Origin of the sequence: Foetidibacter luteolus, from assembly GCF_009650435.1 — a bacterium.
Lineage (GTDB): Bacteria > Bacteroidota > Bacteroidia > Chitinophagales > Chitinophagaceae > Foetidibacter > Foetidibacter luteolus.
Genome location: NZ_VVIP01000003.1, coordinates 179,822 through 195,649 on the forward strand (window position 1 = coordinate 179,822; position 15,828 = coordinate 195,649).

Genomic DNA, 15,828 nt, shown 5'->3' on the forward strand with positions numbered 1-15,828 from the left:
CGTAATCAAAAAATTGTCATGAAAAAACTCATATATATAGGCACATTGCTTACGTTGTTGGCGGGTACGGGGTGCAGAAAATTCATTGATGTAAACAACGACCCCAACCGCCCCACCGACGTACAGGAGGCGTTGATATTGGCGCCGGTTGAATTAACCATTGCACACAAGCTTATGGCCGGCAGGGATGGATTTGCCCCCATACTGGCACAGCATTACATGCAGGTGGTTTGCCTTAACCAACCTGTGCCCAACGAGGGTACTTACCTGCTGGTTAACGGCAGCGTTAACGGAGACTGGAATACCGTTTACGTTACCTGCCTCAACAACCTTAAAAACCTTAATGCAAAAGCCGAGGCAAGCGGCAATTATAACTATGCCGGTATAGCCAAAGTATTGTCGGCTTTTTGCCTGGCCACCGCTTCAGACTGGTGGGGAGATGTACCTTATTCCGATGCCTTGCAGGGCGGCGATAATTTTACGCCAACTTATAACTCCCAGGAAGTTATCTACGACAGCGTGCAGGCATTGCTTGACAGGGGCATTGCGGATATCAGCAAAAATGCAGGCCTTACACCCGGCGGCGATGATAATTTTTACGAAGGAGATATGGGCCAGTGGAAAAAGTTAGCCTACACGCTTAAAGCCAGGTATTATATGCACCTCACCAAAGCACCCGGCCACACCGCAACCGCCCAGGCAGATCTTGCGCTGCAGGCCCTGGAAAACGGTATGACATCTAACGACGATGACCTTAAGTACAAATACCCCGGTGGTTCCGGCACAGAAAATCAATGGTATTGGGTGTTCGATCCTGTATCTACACTTATCCTTTCGTCCTCTATTGTAGATACCTTAAAAACAAGAAACGATCCCCGTCTTGAAAAAATGATAGCCCCTGCGCAAAACACCGGTTTGTATACCGGCCGCGCCATAGGAACCATTGATGTGGGCAACCTGCAGAATTACTCCGTGCCTTCAGATTTTTACCGGGCGCCGGGTTCTTCCAATTATGTGTTCAATTATTCTGAGGCATTGTTCCTTAAGGCAGAAGCCACTTTAATCAAATCGGGCTATACCGCGGCCCAGCCATTTTACAAGGCCGGTGTAGAATCGCACATGACGAAACTCGGCCTCGATTTAACCGGCGATGGCCCCAGAAATTATATGGCAGCGCGGGGTACATTAACGGCAGGCATGGCCTTGCAGCGCATCATCGAAGAAAAGTTTATTGCCAACTTTCTCTCGTTCGAAAACTGGAACGACTGGCGCCGCACCGGCTTTCCCGTTATCAGCCGTGTACCCAATGCAGTAGCAACGGTATCCGGTATCCCCAGGAGGTTGTTGTACCCGCAAATTGAAATTACTTCCAACCCACAATCTCAGCAGGGCGCCAAAATGGACGAGCGTGTATGGTGGGATGCCCAGTAATTTTTTATCGCACCATTTAAACATACAGAAGAAGGCCCCGGCCTTCTTCTTTTTTTATGCAATGGCAATAGTGTAACAGGCCAAAGCCTCCGGCTTTTAAGACAATTTTTATGGGCCCGGCAGCAGGAACATATATTGGGCTTTACTTGCGTCGCACTCTTGTGCTGTTGGATACGCTGCGCAGCTTTTCCCGCCTTATAGCCTATGTATCTGCCGCCTCCGGCGCCAGATACATAGCCGGGTGTATGCCACGTAAGCACGTAAAGTTGTAAGTTTCAAACACGTGTTTGTAAATGTTTGCGAATGGTTATAAATTGGGGTTGCGGTAAAGTAAGCGTTACAGGTTATTTAAAGCGACCACAACAATGAGCCAATCAGCTACACTTTATAGAGTTTCTCAAGACACGTTTAAGCAGTTAAACACATCTGGCAGCAGACAAAGGTTTGACATAACCTCAGCGAAAAGCTATACAGTGTTTCATGGTACGTTCATGGGACTTGAATATATTTTATCTAAGGGACAAACCAATTCGACAACAGAGCTTGTAAGTCAGATATTCAATCCTAAACAATCAATAGGTGAACAGGAGTTGGAAGCTTTGACTCCAGAGGAGCAACTAGAATTTTATGAAAATGGTTCTTTTATTCCTTATTTGGACACATTAACAATTGCAAACCTTAACGACTTCTTTAAAGATATTTCATTAGAAGACATTCGCTCAAACTACGATGCGACAGAGCTGAATGGCAATCACATTTATCCATATGCTTGGCACAATGATAATTCATTCGACTTGGTTTATAATGAGCGACATATTCTTGAAGACTTCAGAGAGTTAGCAACAATTATCAAACAAGCAGAGATAGAAAAGGACTTCATTATTGTTTTTGTTGGGTAATAATATCCAATTGCAACTGGGCAAAACAGCGTATAATAAATGGATTTTGACAAAAAAAGGGCTAGCGAAATGCAGCTTCTGCCTTTGTCTTATTCTTCGCTAAACCCTGAAACGTTAACGGCCATTTCAAAACCATACATTTATGACAGGGCTTATAATTTTTGTTATCGCTGTTCTAATACTTACTTACTTTCTGAATAACAATAAGAGTGAAAAAGGTTTTGGAACTAACGATAATGATGAGAAAATTACGTATGGTGATGAAGAAATGACACCAGAAGCGAGAAGCGAAAATTTTGAGCTTAAGAGAATACACTTCCAGCAAAATACTTTAAAGTATTTCAATTTCCTCGTGGAAGAATTTGGGTATAATCAACCTCAACACAAGTATAATCAACAGGATAATGGAACAATTATTAAGGACGAATTAAGATACACAAATGAGGGTATTGACAGATTGATTTTAATAAGGAACGGTTATCATCCATATGATTACGGGTTTGATGTATGCATCTACAGACCCAGCATTTCGACTGCCTATAGTGATGATAACAATATTAGGTTTTTGGCAATCTGCGTAAGCAAGGAGAGTCAAGATTTGGAACAAACATATCTTCAAAAGACTGCAAATGACTTTAAAGAGGGCTTTTTGCCGCAGATAAAAGGTGAAGCGTGGTTTGGAGAATAAGAAACACGAACAACTGTGTATTAATTAAACTGTGACAGGGAGTTAAGCGTTCAACTATAAATATCGATGTTTGGCATCGCCGCTCTGCCAAGTCTCCATCCTCCGCAGCCCTTTGCATCCAATCTCTGGCTTGATAAAGCTATCCGCCCTTCGCCAATGCGGAACATTGGTTGTGATTTTTTGAACACCTGAAAATTTTCAGAATTACCAATTTTTGGTAACTTTAACCAAATTTAAAACAATGGGACGTAATACCTCCATTTCCTTAGGCGATCATTTCGAAGACTTTGTTGATGAGAAAGTTTCAACAGGAAGGTTTAAAAATGCCAGTGAAGTTATTAGGGCAGGTCTTCGGCTTCTTGAAGAGGAAGAAGCTAAAATACTAAACCTAAAGAAAGCGATAACTGAGGGCATAGAAAGTGGTGTAGCCAGAAACTTTGACCCTAAAAAGCATCTTGAAAAATTAAAAGCTGCCAAACGGAAAAATGGCTAGTTACACACTTACTAAAAAAGCTGTTTTAGATTTATCAGCAATTTGGGACTATACAGTTGATACCTGGTCAGAGAAACAGGCTGACAAATACTATTTTATGCTTTTAGACACTTGCCAGGATTTAGCGAACGGCAAAGTATCTGGCAAAAATTATCCGGAAATAAGTGCTGAGATTTTAGGTTTTAGGGCTGGACAACACATACTTTTCTACAGAAGGCTAAGCCACGATACAGTTGAAATAGCTAGAATATTGCATACACAAATGGATCTTAAAAATAGAATCCAGGAGTAAAACTTCAACTGCATTGGGCTATGATGGAACACTAAATATATACATGCTCCCCCGCTCTCCGAAGTCTCCATCCTCCGCAGCCCTATGCATCAAGTCTCTGACTTGATAAAACATTGACCGGGTCTAAAAAGCCGCCCAATGAACCGAACGATGAACGTAGTGCGACGCAACCGCCGATGCCATGCAATTCCGTCGCTGGCCACCACAGAATCAATGCCTGCTTTAGCAGGTATTTTTTGTTAGTTACCAGAGCATGCCTTCCCTGTACAAATCCATAAGGCAGGCGGTAAGATTGAATACAAAATGAAAGATGATGCCATACCATAGTGTATGGTACCTGCGCCGCAGCCAGCCTATGGCAATGCCAAAGGGTATAAGCCACACAAGCGATATAAAACTTAGGTGCATGGCGGCGAAAGCGAAACCTGTAATCATTACTACAAGGCGTTCGTCCAGTATATTGCTTAAATAATTGTATAGTATGCCCCTGAAGGCAAGCTCTTCGAAGATGGCCGGCATAAGGGCAACCGAGTAAATCATGATGGGAACGGCAAGCTGGTAAATGTCGTAGCCCTCGTACAGGCTGTTTTCCTGCCTGAAAAGCGATATGTTCAATTCACTTACCGAGATATTAACAACAAAAGAAAACAGGGCGGCACATACAATAACGGCTACCAGCAGCAACCAGTTAAAGTTGTTGAACTTAAGCAGGGGCTTTAATGCTGTTCTGTTAGCACGCACAAACAGCAGGGTGATGGCTGCCAGCAGAACTTCTATCCAGAACAGCCTGTCGTAACTGTTAAACCAGCCTGTTGACCTTACCAGCAGGCAGATGGCCAGGTAAATACCGTAAAATAAAAAAGCGGAGCGCAGGTGAATGTTGTTGAATATGCTTACCTCTTCCGCGCTGGACCCCAGGTAATCGCCGCATTGATGGCAAAAGCGTTGGTAGCCTTTTACTTTTGTTCCGCATTCATCGCAGGTAAAATGTGCAGGGTGTAATGGTTCCGTCATCAGGTAATCTCCAGTTCTTCGTTAATTAAATCTGCTTTGTAAGCTGCCTGTGTGCCGCGCAGTAAAAAGTAAACCACTATCATGGTAAGCATAATCATGTAAACGCCATTTAGCGTGGTTAATGTTTGCTGCAGGCTGGCAAGCAACGATATGGTTGAAAACGTTATTACCACAACAAAGCTTACCATTAGCGCGGTAAAAGGTTTGTCTATGCTCCACCGGGCCAGCAATACAAACAGTACGGCCATGATAAAGGTGAGCAGGAAAAGGATAATCCTGTCATCACGCTCACTAAGTAAAAAGCCGATACCGCTTAAGCACAACGCACCAATAATATACAGCATTACCCTTGCCTGCAGGATGGCTGTGGCGTATTGCCTTAATAAATCCTTACGGTGTTTGTCCCGGAAATGGTAAAGCTGCAGCAGCTCCTGCGTTTCGTGAACGGGCCAGCCGCAATTGGTGCAAAAAGAGTGTTGAAAAGGGTTAATAGAGCGGCACCTGCTGCAAATGCAGTTTTCAGCGTTTTTGTTACCGGCTATGGGTTGCAGCTTACGTGTTTTTATGGCATCGGCCACATTAAACTGTTTTTTCAAGTAAGGATAAAGTTTGCTGCAACTTACTGATTGTTTCGATTGTTTGGTTAAGCGGCGGAGCAGCGTTGAAAAATTACTCTGTACGCAGGCTTTTAACCGGGTTGGCAATAGCCGCTTTTACCGCCTGGAAGCTTATGGCGAGCAAAGCAACCATTACCGCTGCCGCTGCTGATACAATAAGGGTTCCGGCGCCTACGCTGATGCGGTAGGCAAAGTTCTGCAGCCATTGGTTCATGATAAGCCATGCCAGTGGCGCGGCAATAAGAAATGACAGCAGCACCAGTTTTAAAAAGCTGGTTGAAATAAGTGTTGCTATTTGCGTTACCGTTGCGCCCAGTACTTTGCGGATGCCGATTTCCTTGGTGCGCTGGTGTGTGGAAAGATGCGCCAGCCCAAACAGGCCCAGGCAGCAGATGAGCACCGATAAAATTGCCGCGGCCGTAATTATTTTTTGCCAGCGCCGCTCCTGTTCATACTGGCGGGCGTTCATTTCATCCAAAAAGCGGTAACTGTACACAGCGCCGGGAATTGCTTTTTTGTATATCTGCTCAAATGAGCGGAGCCCCTGCTGCAGCCTGGCCTTATCCAGCTTAACCCATATACCGCCGCCATACCAGTTATTCATAAACATAACCGCGGGCTGTATAGGTTGCCGTAGGGACCCGAAATGATAATCCTTTACCACGCCCACAATAACTTTTGTTTCCTTGTCAAAATACTCATCTGTTTTTATGCGGGTACCCAACGGTTGCTGCAGGCCGGCGGCCTTTACAAAGGCCTCATTAACAAGAACAGCGTTAAAACTGTCTGAAGGGTATTGCAGGGGCGATAGGTTGCGGCCCAGCTTCAGTGGTATTTCAAGGGCAGGTAAATAATTCTCATCTATTACCTGGTGTAGGGCGTCAATTTTTGTGTCGCCAATTTTTACTTCGTAAGTACTTTCCCCGCCACCAAACGAAATCATTTTTAATGCCGGGTCTTTACCCACTTCGTTTTTGAGATATCGTGTTATGGGCTGAACCTCCCTGTCGCCGCCAATATGTGTACGGATTATCATGCTGGGGTTATAGCCCAGGTTTTTCACCTCAATAAAGCGCATCTGGCGATGGTATACCAAAGTGGCAATCATTAAAAAAACGGCAAGGGAGAATTGAAATACCACCAGCCCTTTTCCAAATAAATTTCTGCCGGATAACTTTTGCCTGTTGTATAACACTTCCGCCGGCTGCAACCGGGATAATGTGTAAGCCGGGTAAAACCCTGTAAGCAATATGATTATTAACAGGATAGCTGCCAGCCAGCCTGCCAGTTGTATGTTAAAAGCATCTTCCAGAAGTATTTGCTTGCTGGTAATGGTATTAAACAAAGGCAACGCGGTTTGCATTAATACAGATGCAATAATAAACGCGGCCAGGCACAGGGTGGCAGATTCAGCCAAAAACTGCACAATAATCTGCAGCCGGGAGCCACCTGTTATTTTTCTTACGCCTACTTCCTTCGCCCGTTTAAGGGAATTGGCAATACTGATGTTGATAAAATTAACCGAGGCCATTAGCAGGATAAACACGGCTATGCCCATAAACAGGTACGAGTAAAGCGGTTTGCTGCCGTTAATAACACCGCCTTCGGTATTTCCTGTAAGCTGGGTAAATGGCTGCAGGTGAATATCCGTCATTTGCTGCAGGCCGTAATGAATTTTGGGATCGTAATTGTACGTTTTTATACTTTCGGCAACCTGCTGCCTGGCGTGTGTGGCAAATACTTTGTCAAATTTTTTGGCTACGGCCGCTGCATCGGCTTTGGGGTGCAGCACCACAAATGTTCCCAGGTAAGCGTTTAACCAGTTGTCATCAACAAAAGATAGCTGGAAAAATTTCATCGGCATCAGCACCTCAAACTGTATGGATGAATTCTTTGGCAGGTCTTTTACTACCGCGGTTACCTGCATGGGCCTGCCCAGGTGTTTGGCTGAAGGGTCAGCAGTCAGGCTCACGGGCTTTCCTATTACATCAATGCTGTTAAAAAAACGACGGGCCACAGATTCTGTAAGCACTATGGAGCTAATGTCGTTTAAAGCTGTTTGCGGGTTGCCTTTTAGTACCTGGAAAGTAAACAGGTTAAAGAAATTCTCATCTGTAAACAGCATCTGCAAATGCAGGGCTTTGTTGTTGGCGGTTACATCGCCGGATATCTCACCACCCAGCAGGCGTGTATATTGCTCAACTTCCGGCACAGCATTTTTAAATGCAGGGCCTTGTACCTGGCCCGTGCCGCCACTGGTAACCCATTCTCCTGTTTTACTGTCTGCCATGGTAGTGGTTACGCGGTACAGGCGGGGGTTGTTACTATGAAAATTATCGAAGCTCCGCTCATCCTGCCAGTAAAGCACCGCCAGCAGCATGCAGGCTATGGCAACGCTAAGGCCAAAAACATTAATGGCGGAATACAGTTTGTGCTGCCACAGGTGCCTGATAGTTAATTTAAAATATGTTCGAAGCATAGATAAAGTTATTGATTGTAAGAAGCTGCTTAAAAAGCATTCATTTGGATACCAGCAGCGGTTTTTCATGGGGACTTCGTTGCGTCGCAATCACTTCATCGTTCAGTTATAATGGCGGCTTCAGTTTTGTACAAAATCCTCATGGCTATATTTAAACCACTTCTAAGTTATAGGTAAAACCCTTGCTATTAATTGTTGTTGTCAGTATGTCAATTACTCGCTCCTTAAACTTTTTACCGGGTTTTCCATGGCTGCTTTAATGGTTTGGTATCCCATGGTGCAAAGCGCGGTTACCACCATGAGCAAACCGCCGGATAAAAATATCCACCAGCTTAGCTCTGTACGGTAAGAGAAATTTTGCAGCCATTTATAGGTACCATACCAGGCAACCGGTGTTGCAATAACAAATGCCAGCAGCACCAGTAAAATAAACTCTTTTGACATCAGCGCCACAAGCTGGGCAATGCTTGCGCCCAGCACTTTGCGAACGCCAATTTCTTTAACCCGCTGTGTGGTGGTATAAATTACCAGTCCCAAAAGACCCAGGCAACTGATGAATACCGCAAGCCCTGTGGCCCATTTAAGCAGGCCGGATATTTTTTGCTCGCTGGCGTAATATTTGGCAATGGTTTCATCCTGGAAGCTGTATTCCAAATCATCCTCCGGGTAAACTTCGTTAAATGCTTTTTCCATTTTGGCCAGGGTGGTTTTCCATGCCGTACCTTCTGCATTTTGTGGTTGCAGCGCAATGTTAAAAGTGCGTTCGGGGTCACTCCAACTGCCAATTGCGATGGGCTTAATGGGCGCATGCAGCGACTGCTGGTGAAAGTTGGCTACAACACCCGTAATGGGTATGGGTTTGTCATCCCATTCAATGTATTTTCCAATTGCCTGCCCCGGTTGTTGAAAACCAAGAATATGCGCATACGTTTCGTTAATCAAAAACTGCGTGATGGTATCTGTCTGCTCCAGGTTTTTGCCGGCGAGCAGTTTAAGGCCATACAGCTTTATATAATTGGTATCGCCCATTTTCATCTGTACATTGGTTTCTATTTCTTTTTTGCCGTCTTTGTACTTCATGGTGCTGCTCCAGGTACCGTTGGCCGCTACCGGGTTATTGGAAAGGCTAATCATTGCAATGCCCGGTATGGCTTTAAGCTTTTGCACCAGCACCGCTTTATGCGCTTTTACCGTATCATGATAATTGGTTTGAAAATAAACGATGGCATCTTTTTTAAAGCCAAGGTCTTTATTAAGTGTATAACTTATTTGTTTGCCAACCAGTATGGTGGCCATAATGAATACCTGCGCTATCACAAACTGAGATACGGTTAATATTTTACGCAGCCATAGGTTGCGGCTTTTGCCAGACCCGGCATAAACCTGGTTTTTTAATACCAGCACGGGTTTATAGCCAGATAAAACCAAGGCCGGATATATGCCGGACAGCAGGGTTACCGCCACCGTTACGCCGAGCAAAAACAATAACAAAACCGGTTGCTGGGTAAGGCTGAAGTGCAGTTTTTCCGGAACAAAATCCGAGAACACTTTTAACAATACAGGCGTTATGGCAACAGACAGTAATGTGGCAATGAACGTAACAAGAAAAGTTTCGCTTAAAAACTGCACCACCAGTTGCAGTTTAGAGCTGCCCATTGTTTTGCGAACGCCAATTTCTTTGGCCCGTTGTGTTGCATAAGCCGTGGTAAGGTTAATAAAATTAATACAGCCCAGCAGCAATAAGAAAGCCGCTACAGCCAGTAAGCCGTACAGCGTAGGTTTATGTGCCAGCCTGTTATCAAAAGCACCGTAATAGTTGTTAAAATGCACGTCGCTTAATGGTTGAAGCAAGTAAGGTACCCTGGCTTTTTCTTCAGGTTTGGGCTTATTGTATTTAAGATAAATACCGGCAAGCTGACGGTTTATCTTGGCGGTATCTGTACCTGCGGAAAGTTTAATAAACAATTGCGAGTTAGAAGTGGTGTTATCCCAGGCATGGTAACTATCCGGCTTTAAGCTGGTATTTTCCAGTGTGGCTTTTGCAATAAAAACGGTAAATGTAAAATCTGTATTGGCTGTAATATCTTTTACTATGCCGGTTATATTGGTGCGTACCGTGTCGTTAAAAATAAGTTCACGGCCAATGGCATCCGCGGCGGTAACGCCCGGAAAATATTTGTGCAGGGCTTCTTCTGCAAGTACTGCCTGGTAAGGCTTTTGTAAAGAGGAACCTGCAGAGCCTGCCACCCAGGTGTAGTTAACCAGGTTAAAGTAATGCGCATCTGCAAAAACAATGTTTTTCTGCTTCTTGTAATGCACCGGTGTGGGGGATGCTTTAACCGGAACGCTTATTTTTATGTCATTGTCCCATGTGCTGAAAGCGGCTACTTCTTCCAGGCCGGTTACTTCATTTTTTACTGCCGGGCCCAAGGGGTAAGTAACACCGGAGTTGTAAAAGGATTCACCACCAAAATCAAACTTTGACACGATGCGGTAAATGCGGTCTCCACCGGTATGGAACTTATCAAAACTAAAGTCGTACCGCACCAGCAAAAAAATAACCAGCGATGCGCTTATGCCAATGGCAAGGCCCAGGATATTGATGGCTGTAAACAGCTTATTTTTCCAAAGTGTGCGCAACGCGATGGTGATGTAGTTTTTAAACATGTGCTTAAGCGTTATTTTAAAAAAACCGGTTTTTGTGGTTATTATCCATGATATACCCAATCATCAAATACTACCACTCTTCATCGTTCTGTTTATTAAGCATCTTTTCAGCCCGGATTATGATTGCTGCAGGCAACCTGGTAGCTCTTAGAACTCCAAGTTCTGCAGAGTGGAACAGCCACATTGAACTTTGAACAAAGAACTTTGAACAATTAAAGCCTGTTACCCAATGCCGCGTAGCGAACAAGGCGTACAAGTGAGTGACACAACCAAAGCCTCATAGTAGTTCCTCCTGCCGGGCCCCTAAAAAAGTCATAAAGCCAAAAGGTCATAAAGTCAAAAGGTCATAAAGTCAATGAGCCAGTTTGTGCTGCCTGTCACCCCCCACTTGTGGATAGGGGCAGGTGGGGCCTATTCTGTTCTTAAACTTTTTACCGGGTTGGCCACAGCGGCCCGTATTGCCTGGAAGCTGACTGTTGCCAATGCAACAACTATTACCATTACCCCCGCCGAAGCAAATAACCACCAGCTAAGCGTAATACGGTAGGGGTAATTATCCAGCCACTTATTGGCCGCCATCCAGGCGCCGGGAATAGAAATTATTAATGCGATAAAAACAAGCTTTAAAAAATCACGGGAGAGTATGGTTACAACACTGCTTACAGATGCGCCGAGCACTTTGCGTATGCCAATTTCTTTGGTGCGTTTTTCAGCAGAAAGTACAGACAGGCCAAACAAACCAATGCATGAAATAAATATGGTTAGCACAGCGCCAAAAAGCATTATCTGCTTCCACTTGGCTTCGGCCTCGTAATTCTTTAAATTTTCCTGGTCCATAAACTTGTACGTGTAGGGGCTTACAGGAAAAAGTTGCTTAAATGTTTTTTCAATGTGGCGCAGGCTGGCTGTTTCACTACCGGGCTTTATTTTAATAAGTGCTTTGCCAAAATGGTTGCCGGGTTTCATGGTAAACAACTGGGCTCCTATTTTACGCCCCAACGCTTCGTAATGGTAATCTTTAACCACGCCCACTACGGTATATTTCTCGTTTTCGTTGTACCAGAAATTCACCTCCTGGCCTAAAGGTTCTTTCCAGCCTGCTTCTTTTACAAAAGACTCATTCACCAATACGGCATGTGTGGAATCTGATGGAAAATCTTTGGAAAAGTTGCGCCCTTTTACCAGCGGAATTTTAAGCAGCGGCAGGTAGCTTTCATCAATGGTTTCGTAGGCAAAATTTATTTCTTTATCAACATTTACCTTGGCAATGGTACTCCAAAAACCACCATTTTTAGGCGATACTTCCAATATGCCGGGGCTCTTTATCAGTTCCTGTTTTAGTAATTTGGCCTCGTTGTGGTTGATGCCCCATTTTTCAATAATTACCAGGTTGCTGTCGTCATAACCCAGGTCTTCTGTGGTAAGGTAATTGAATTGAGAAAAAATGGTAAGCGTAGCAATAATCAAGAAGGAGGCCAGCGCAAACTGTAATATTACCAGGCCTTTTTGCAGGTAATTTTTACCGGCCAGCCTAAACCGGCTGTACAGCGTTTGCACAGGGTTGTAGTTAGACAGTATAAGCGCCGGGTAAAAACCTGCCAGCAGCCCGGTTATAAAGAACAGCGCAATGTAACCGGCCACCAGCCTTGCATCGAACAGGTAAGAGATAGAAAGCGCTTTATTGGAAAGGCTGTTAAATACAGGCAAAATAAGCTGGACCAATACCAGCGCCAGCACAAACGCAATAAAGCAAAGAACAAAAGACTCTCCTAAAAACTGCATGATGAGCTGCTTTCTGTTGCCGCCAACCACTTTGCGTATGCCAATTTCTTTTGCCCTTTTTACAGACCGCGCTACGGTAAGGTTCACAAAATTGATGCAGGCTATCAGCAGTATAAATAAAGCTATGCCCGAAAGAATGTAGGAGAACATGGGGTTGCTGGCATCTGTTAACCCATTGCTGGCGCTTAATTCTGTGTTTAAGTGCATATTGGTAAAAGGCTGCAGAAAGTAAACTGCTTTGTCTTTTACGCCATATTTTTCGGCTACCATTTTTATGGATTCCTTTGCATCGCTCTCATAAACAACCTTCATTTTGGCTTCTACGTTTGCTATGTTGGCGCCGGGGGCAAGCACTACAAACGTGTTCATAAAAAAGTTAAACCAGTTTTCATTATTGGCTTCCTCCTCACTGGATACTTTCAGCGGCATCAGTATATCAAACTTTATAGAAGAATTCTGCGGGCAATTTTTGGCTACGCCGCTTACTACGTAAGGCACAAATTTATCCTGGTCTTTAAACAGCATGGTTTTACCAATGGCGTTGGTGGTGCCAAATTGTTTTTGGGCCATTTTTTCAGAAAGCACCAGCGCCCTCGGCTGCTTAAGCACTGTTTTGGGGTTACCGCTAAGCAAGGGAAAACTGAAGGAGGTAAAAAAAGAGGAATCTGTTTCAAAAACCTCCTGCGATTTTATTTCAGTACCCTCTTTCATGTCAAGATTGTTTTGCCGGTACCTTACAAAACTTTGTATCTCCGGTATGCCGGCTGCAAACCTGGGCCCCTGAAAATAACCGGAGAAACCGTTGATGCCATTCGTGCTGCCATCGGGCTTTATATTTTTGTTAGCTACACGGTATATATTGTTCACATTGCTGTGAAAGCGGTCAAAGCTCACTTCGTCTTTTACATACAGCATAATTAACATGGCGCAGGCAAGGCCCATGCTTAGCCCGGTTATATTAATAAACGAATACACCCTGTTGCGTAGCAGGTTTCTCACAGCAGTTTTTATGTAGTTTCTAAACATAGCTTAAGCATTACTTTAAAAGCAGGTTACATGGCAGTTGTTTACGGTAAAGGCGTATGCCGGGTAAACAAAAAATTTTTGTCCAACAGTTATGCCAACCTATAAGTTATTGTTAATAAGCTGATTAGTAGGCAGTCGTTAAGCAGGCTGTTCGTTTTCGAACATTTTTTGTGCAGTAACGGGCAGTGCAGGTAAATAAGTTTTGGGGCTTATCGCAGGCTGTTAAGTTCTGTTATGATCAGATTTTTTTAGGGGGTGTCCCTCGTACCTCGGGCCGGGCTTTCCGCTATTACTCCGGCACAAAAGCCCCGCTGCGATGGGCCTCACCGGGGTAACCGCTTCAATCCCTCACCCAAAAGTGCAGCACGCTGCTGTTTTCTCAGGCAGGCTTTATACAGGCTAGTTAGCATACACTACACCCAGGTTGTGCCGGGCATGCAAAATTCTTCATACACATACAACCCACATCGCACCTCTAACATTTAAATGTCCATTATTCTCACCTGGCTTTATCAGTAAATTGAATGTAGCTGTCGTTATCAAACTCCCGGCAATAAAAAATTTCAAAAGCTATTTTTGATAAAATTAATTTCAGCCTGCTCAGAACGTCTTCCTTTTCGCCAGTAAGCGCCAGGATAAGTTTAGTTTCGCTTTCATTTAACCTGAAGCCCAGGCCTTGAAAGGAATTTATGTTGCTTTTAAACAGTAACCCTTTTTTGACATGCTGTTTAACACGCGGCAATACTACTTTAAGCACTTTGCCGGAGTAGCTGAAAGCCAGGAACAAATTGTCCGCCCTTTTAAGAATGAGCTTTAGGTTTTTTATTTTTTTATCCATCAGTTTTTTAAGGCTTTCATCAAGCAACGTTTTGTTGCCCGTAAGCGCCTCCTGTTGGGGAATTCGGTTAAGCTCTTTTAATTTTTCCTCGGTATCCTCAAGCTCTTTTATGTAATATTCCTTCATGTAGGCCAGGTTTTCGGCTTCAATTTGTTTTTTAAGCCTGTCAATTCTTCGTTGCTCAAATTCCTTCCTGTCAAACAGGTTGTCGTCAATATTCTTTAAAGCCCGTATTGTTTTGTTTAAGCGCTGTAAAGCTTCTGAGTGGTAATGGGCCAGTAAATATTCCTCATCACCCAAGGCCGCCTCCATCATTTTTTGAAGTTGAGCTTTCTCTTCTTCGTAAAGGGAAATTAAAAGTTTAAGTTGGCTGGGCACCGCGATATTTAAGTTTTGGATAGTTGGGCATAGCTGCCGGCATAACGGCAGTTATAAATGTAAAGTTCTTCGGTTTGGGGGACATCTCCGTTTTATTATCCGGCTATTTTTGCTTCAAGTGCCAGATAAAAGTTTATACCGTTGTTGTGTTTCATTCTTGTTTGGCCCTCGCTTTATCATAAGAAAAGTCCACTGATCCTAACATACTTTCCCCTTCCTCGTAAGCCTTAATTAATGCATCTATGTCAATACGGCGGGCACTAAAGCTGTAGAAAGCTTTATTCAAATGTCTCCAGGCATTTCTTACGCTGCTTGCTTTTGCCGGAAGATTAAATGCCCCAATAAGGGTTAATGAGAGTGTGGCTACAAAAGCTACAATTCTGATAATGGTTGAGTCATGGTTTCCCAATACACCGGCAAATGCTGTTATAAAAAGAGACGAAAGAATAGAAGTAACCCCTAAAGCAATTACCCCACCCTGCAGGCTGTTAGCCATCCTTCGCCAAATATCAAGGTTTTTTTTGATGTCGTTTACAACCGCATCTTCAAATATTTGGGTATCGTTAGCCATAATGTATAATTTAAGTTTAAGAGAAATTATCTTTTGCAAAAGAGCAATCAGGCACAAGGTTTAGTGGCTGTGCTGTGCCTGATTGATGCCGTTATTTTGTTGATTGATACAATGCTATCCTGTTTCCTTCTGTATCTTCAAATTCTGCTACAAGTCCTAAGCCATTGTCCGTTCTTGGATATAATACCTGTCCACCGTTTTCAGTAGCCAATTTCAGCGTTTTATCAATGTTTTCTGTTTTAAAGTAAATCACAACCCCGTCTTTTGTTGGCTTATAAATTTCCCCTTTTGCCAATGCGCCTGAAATTCCTGAGTTTTCTTCCATAAAGGGGAATAAGGCCATTTCATTGTTATCAATGTTCTCTCTGTGAAAGTGAAAGTTGAATACTGTTTTATAAAAATTTATTGCCCTTTCAATGTTGTTAACAGGTATTTCAAAATATACAACCGGGTTGTATTTCTTTGTCAGTTTACTATCAGCATCTGTTTGTTTACCGGCTTTCTTTGGGTTATCTGCACACGAACTCGATATTTGAATAACAAGTACCAAAATAACTGTTGTAAAAATGTTTTTAATGTGTTTCATGTTTGTTCAATGTTATACTGCAAGCAGGATAAAAATGTGCAACAGTATTGTTCAACCCCCAAGGGGT

General features: G+C 43.6%; 13 protein-coding genes. 5 read left to right on the forward strand and 8 right to left on the reverse strand.

Going from position 1 to position 15,828, the window contains the following annotated elements; all coding sequences use genetic code 11:
• Positions 1-18 precede the first annotated feature (18 nt).
• From F0364_RS00855 to F0364_RS00875, 5 genes are all read left to right on the forward strand, one after another.
• A complete protein-coding gene (locus F0364_RS00855; protein WP_153795847.1) occupies positions 19-1,431 on the forward strand; it encodes a SusD/RagB family nutrient-binding outer membrane lipoprotein in 1,413 nt (470 codons plus the stop codon).
• Between the two features lie 365 nt (positions 1,432-1,796).
• A complete protein-coding gene (locus F0364_RS00860) occupies positions 1,797-2,330 on the forward strand; it encodes a DUF1877 family protein (protein ID WP_153795848.1) in 534 nt (177 codons plus the stop codon).
• 142 nt (positions 2,331-2,472) lie between these two features.
• Complete coding sequence (locus F0364_RS00865) at positions 2,473-3,018, forward strand: hypothetical protein (protein WP_153795849.1); 546 nt, start codon at positions 2,473-2,475, stop codon at positions 3,016-3,018.
• Between the two features lie 241 nt (positions 3,019-3,259).
• A complete protein-coding gene (locus F0364_RS00870) occupies positions 3,260-3,511 on the forward strand; it encodes a type II toxin-antitoxin system ParD family antitoxin (RefSeq protein WP_153795850.1) in 252 nt (83 codons plus the stop codon).
• Positions 3,504-3,803, forward strand: coding sequence for a type II toxin-antitoxin system RelE/ParE family toxin (locus tag F0364_RS00875; protein ID WP_153795851.1), 300 nt, complete (start codon positions 3,504-3,506; stop codon positions 3,801-3,803). The genes F0364_RS00870 and F0364_RS00875 overlap by 8 nt, the downstream gene beginning before the upstream one ends.
• Before the next feature lie 243 nt (positions 3,804-4,046).
• On the opposite strand, the gene F0364_RS00880 is transcribed toward F0364_RS00875, so the two are convergent.
• The 8 genes from F0364_RS00880 to F0364_RS00915 form a co-directional block, all read right to left on the reverse strand.
• Positions 4,047-4,817 carry a CPBP family intramembrane glutamic endopeptidase gene (locus tag F0364_RS00880; protein ID WP_153795852.1) on the reverse strand — a complete coding sequence of 257 codons (771 nt, stop codon included), beginning with the start codon at positions 4,815-4,817 and terminating at the stop codon, positions 4,047-4,049.
• The gene (locus F0364_RS00885; RefSeq protein WP_153795853.1) at positions 4,817-5,413 is read right to left on the reverse strand and encodes a hypothetical protein; all 597 of its coding nucleotides are present in this window, start codon (positions 5,411-5,413) and stop codon (positions 4,817-4,819) included. Before F0364_RS00885 ends, F0364_RS00880 begins: the two co-directional genes overlap by 1 nt.
• A gap of 73 nt (positions 5,414-5,486) precedes the next feature.
• Positions 5,487-7,913, reverse strand: coding sequence for an ABC transporter permease (locus F0364_RS00890; RefSeq protein ID WP_207632448.1), 2,427 nt, complete (start codon positions 7,911-7,913; stop codon positions 5,487-5,489).
• Positions 7,914-8,126: 213 nt separating this feature from the next.
• Complete coding sequence (locus tag F0364_RS00895) at positions 8,127-10,580, reverse strand: FtsX-like permease family protein (RefSeq protein ID WP_153795855.1); 2,454 nt, start codon at positions 10,578-10,580, stop codon at positions 8,127-8,129.
• Between the two features lie 411 nt (positions 10,581-10,991).
• Positions 10,992-13,361, reverse strand: a complete 2,370-nt coding sequence (locus F0364_RS00900; RefSeq protein ID WP_235920977.1) for an ABC transporter permease — start codon at positions 13,359-13,361, stop codon at positions 10,992-10,994.
• 526 nt (positions 13,362-13,887) lie between these two features.
• A complete protein-coding gene (locus F0364_RS00905; protein WP_153795857.1) occupies positions 13,888-14,541 on the reverse strand; it encodes a hypothetical protein in 654 nt (217 codons plus the stop codon).
• A 214-nt stretch (positions 14,542-14,755) separates the two neighbouring features.
• Entirely contained in the window at positions 14,756-15,175 is a 420-nt protein-coding gene (locus F0364_RS00910) for a hypothetical protein (protein WP_153795858.1), read from the reverse strand.
• Between the two features lie 91 nt (positions 15,176-15,266).
• On the reverse strand, positions 15,267-15,761 hold the full coding sequence (locus tag F0364_RS00915; protein ID WP_153795859.1) for a VOC family protein: 495 nt from the start codon (positions 15,759-15,761) through the stop codon (positions 15,267-15,269).
• Between the last annotated feature and the right edge of the window lie 67 nt (positions 15,762-15,828).

Excerpts from the sequence above, each read along its gene's own strand:
- F0364_RS00855 (WP_153795847.1), top strand. The coding sequence starts at position 19 with ATGAAAAAACTCATATATATAGGCACATTGCTTACGTTGTTGGCGGGT.
- F0364_RS00860 (WP_153795848.1), top strand. The coding sequence starts at position 1,797 with ATGAGCCAATCAGCTACACTTTATAGAGTTTCTCAAGACACGTTTAAG.
- F0364_RS00865 (WP_153795849.1), top strand. The coding sequence starts at position 2,473 with ATGACAGGGCTTATAATTTTTGTTATCGCTGTTCTAATACTTACTTAC.
- F0364_RS00870 (WP_153795850.1), top strand. The coding sequence starts at position 3,260 with ATGGGACGTAATACCTCCATTTCCTTAGGCGATCATTTCGAAGACTTT.
- F0364_RS00875 (WP_153795851.1), top strand. The coding sequence starts at position 3,504 with ATGGCTAGTTACACACTTACTAAAAAAGCTGTTTTAGATTTATCAGCA.
- F0364_RS00880 (WP_153795852.1), bottom strand. The coding sequence starts at position 4,817 with ATGACGGAACCATTACACCCTGCACATTTTACCTGCGATGAATGCGGA.
- F0364_RS00890 (WP_207632448.1), bottom strand. The coding sequence starts at position 7,913 with ATGCTTCGAACATATTTTAAATTAACTATCAGGCACCTGTGGCAGCAC.
- F0364_RS00895 (WP_153795855.1), bottom strand. The coding sequence starts at position 10,580 with ATGTTTAAAAACTACATCACCATCGCGTTGCGCACACTTTGGAAAAAT.
- F0364_RS00905 (WP_153795857.1), bottom strand. The coding sequence starts at position 14,541 with ATGATGGAGGCGGCCTTGGGTGATGAGGAATATTTACTGGCCCATTAC.
- F0364_RS00910 (WP_153795858.1), bottom strand. The coding sequence starts at position 15,175 with ATGGCTAACGATACCCAAATATTTGAAGATGCGGTTGTAAACGACATC.
- F0364_RS00915 (WP_153795859.1), bottom strand. The coding sequence starts at position 15,761 with ATGAAACACATTAAAAACATTTTTACAACAGTTATTTTGGTACTTGTT.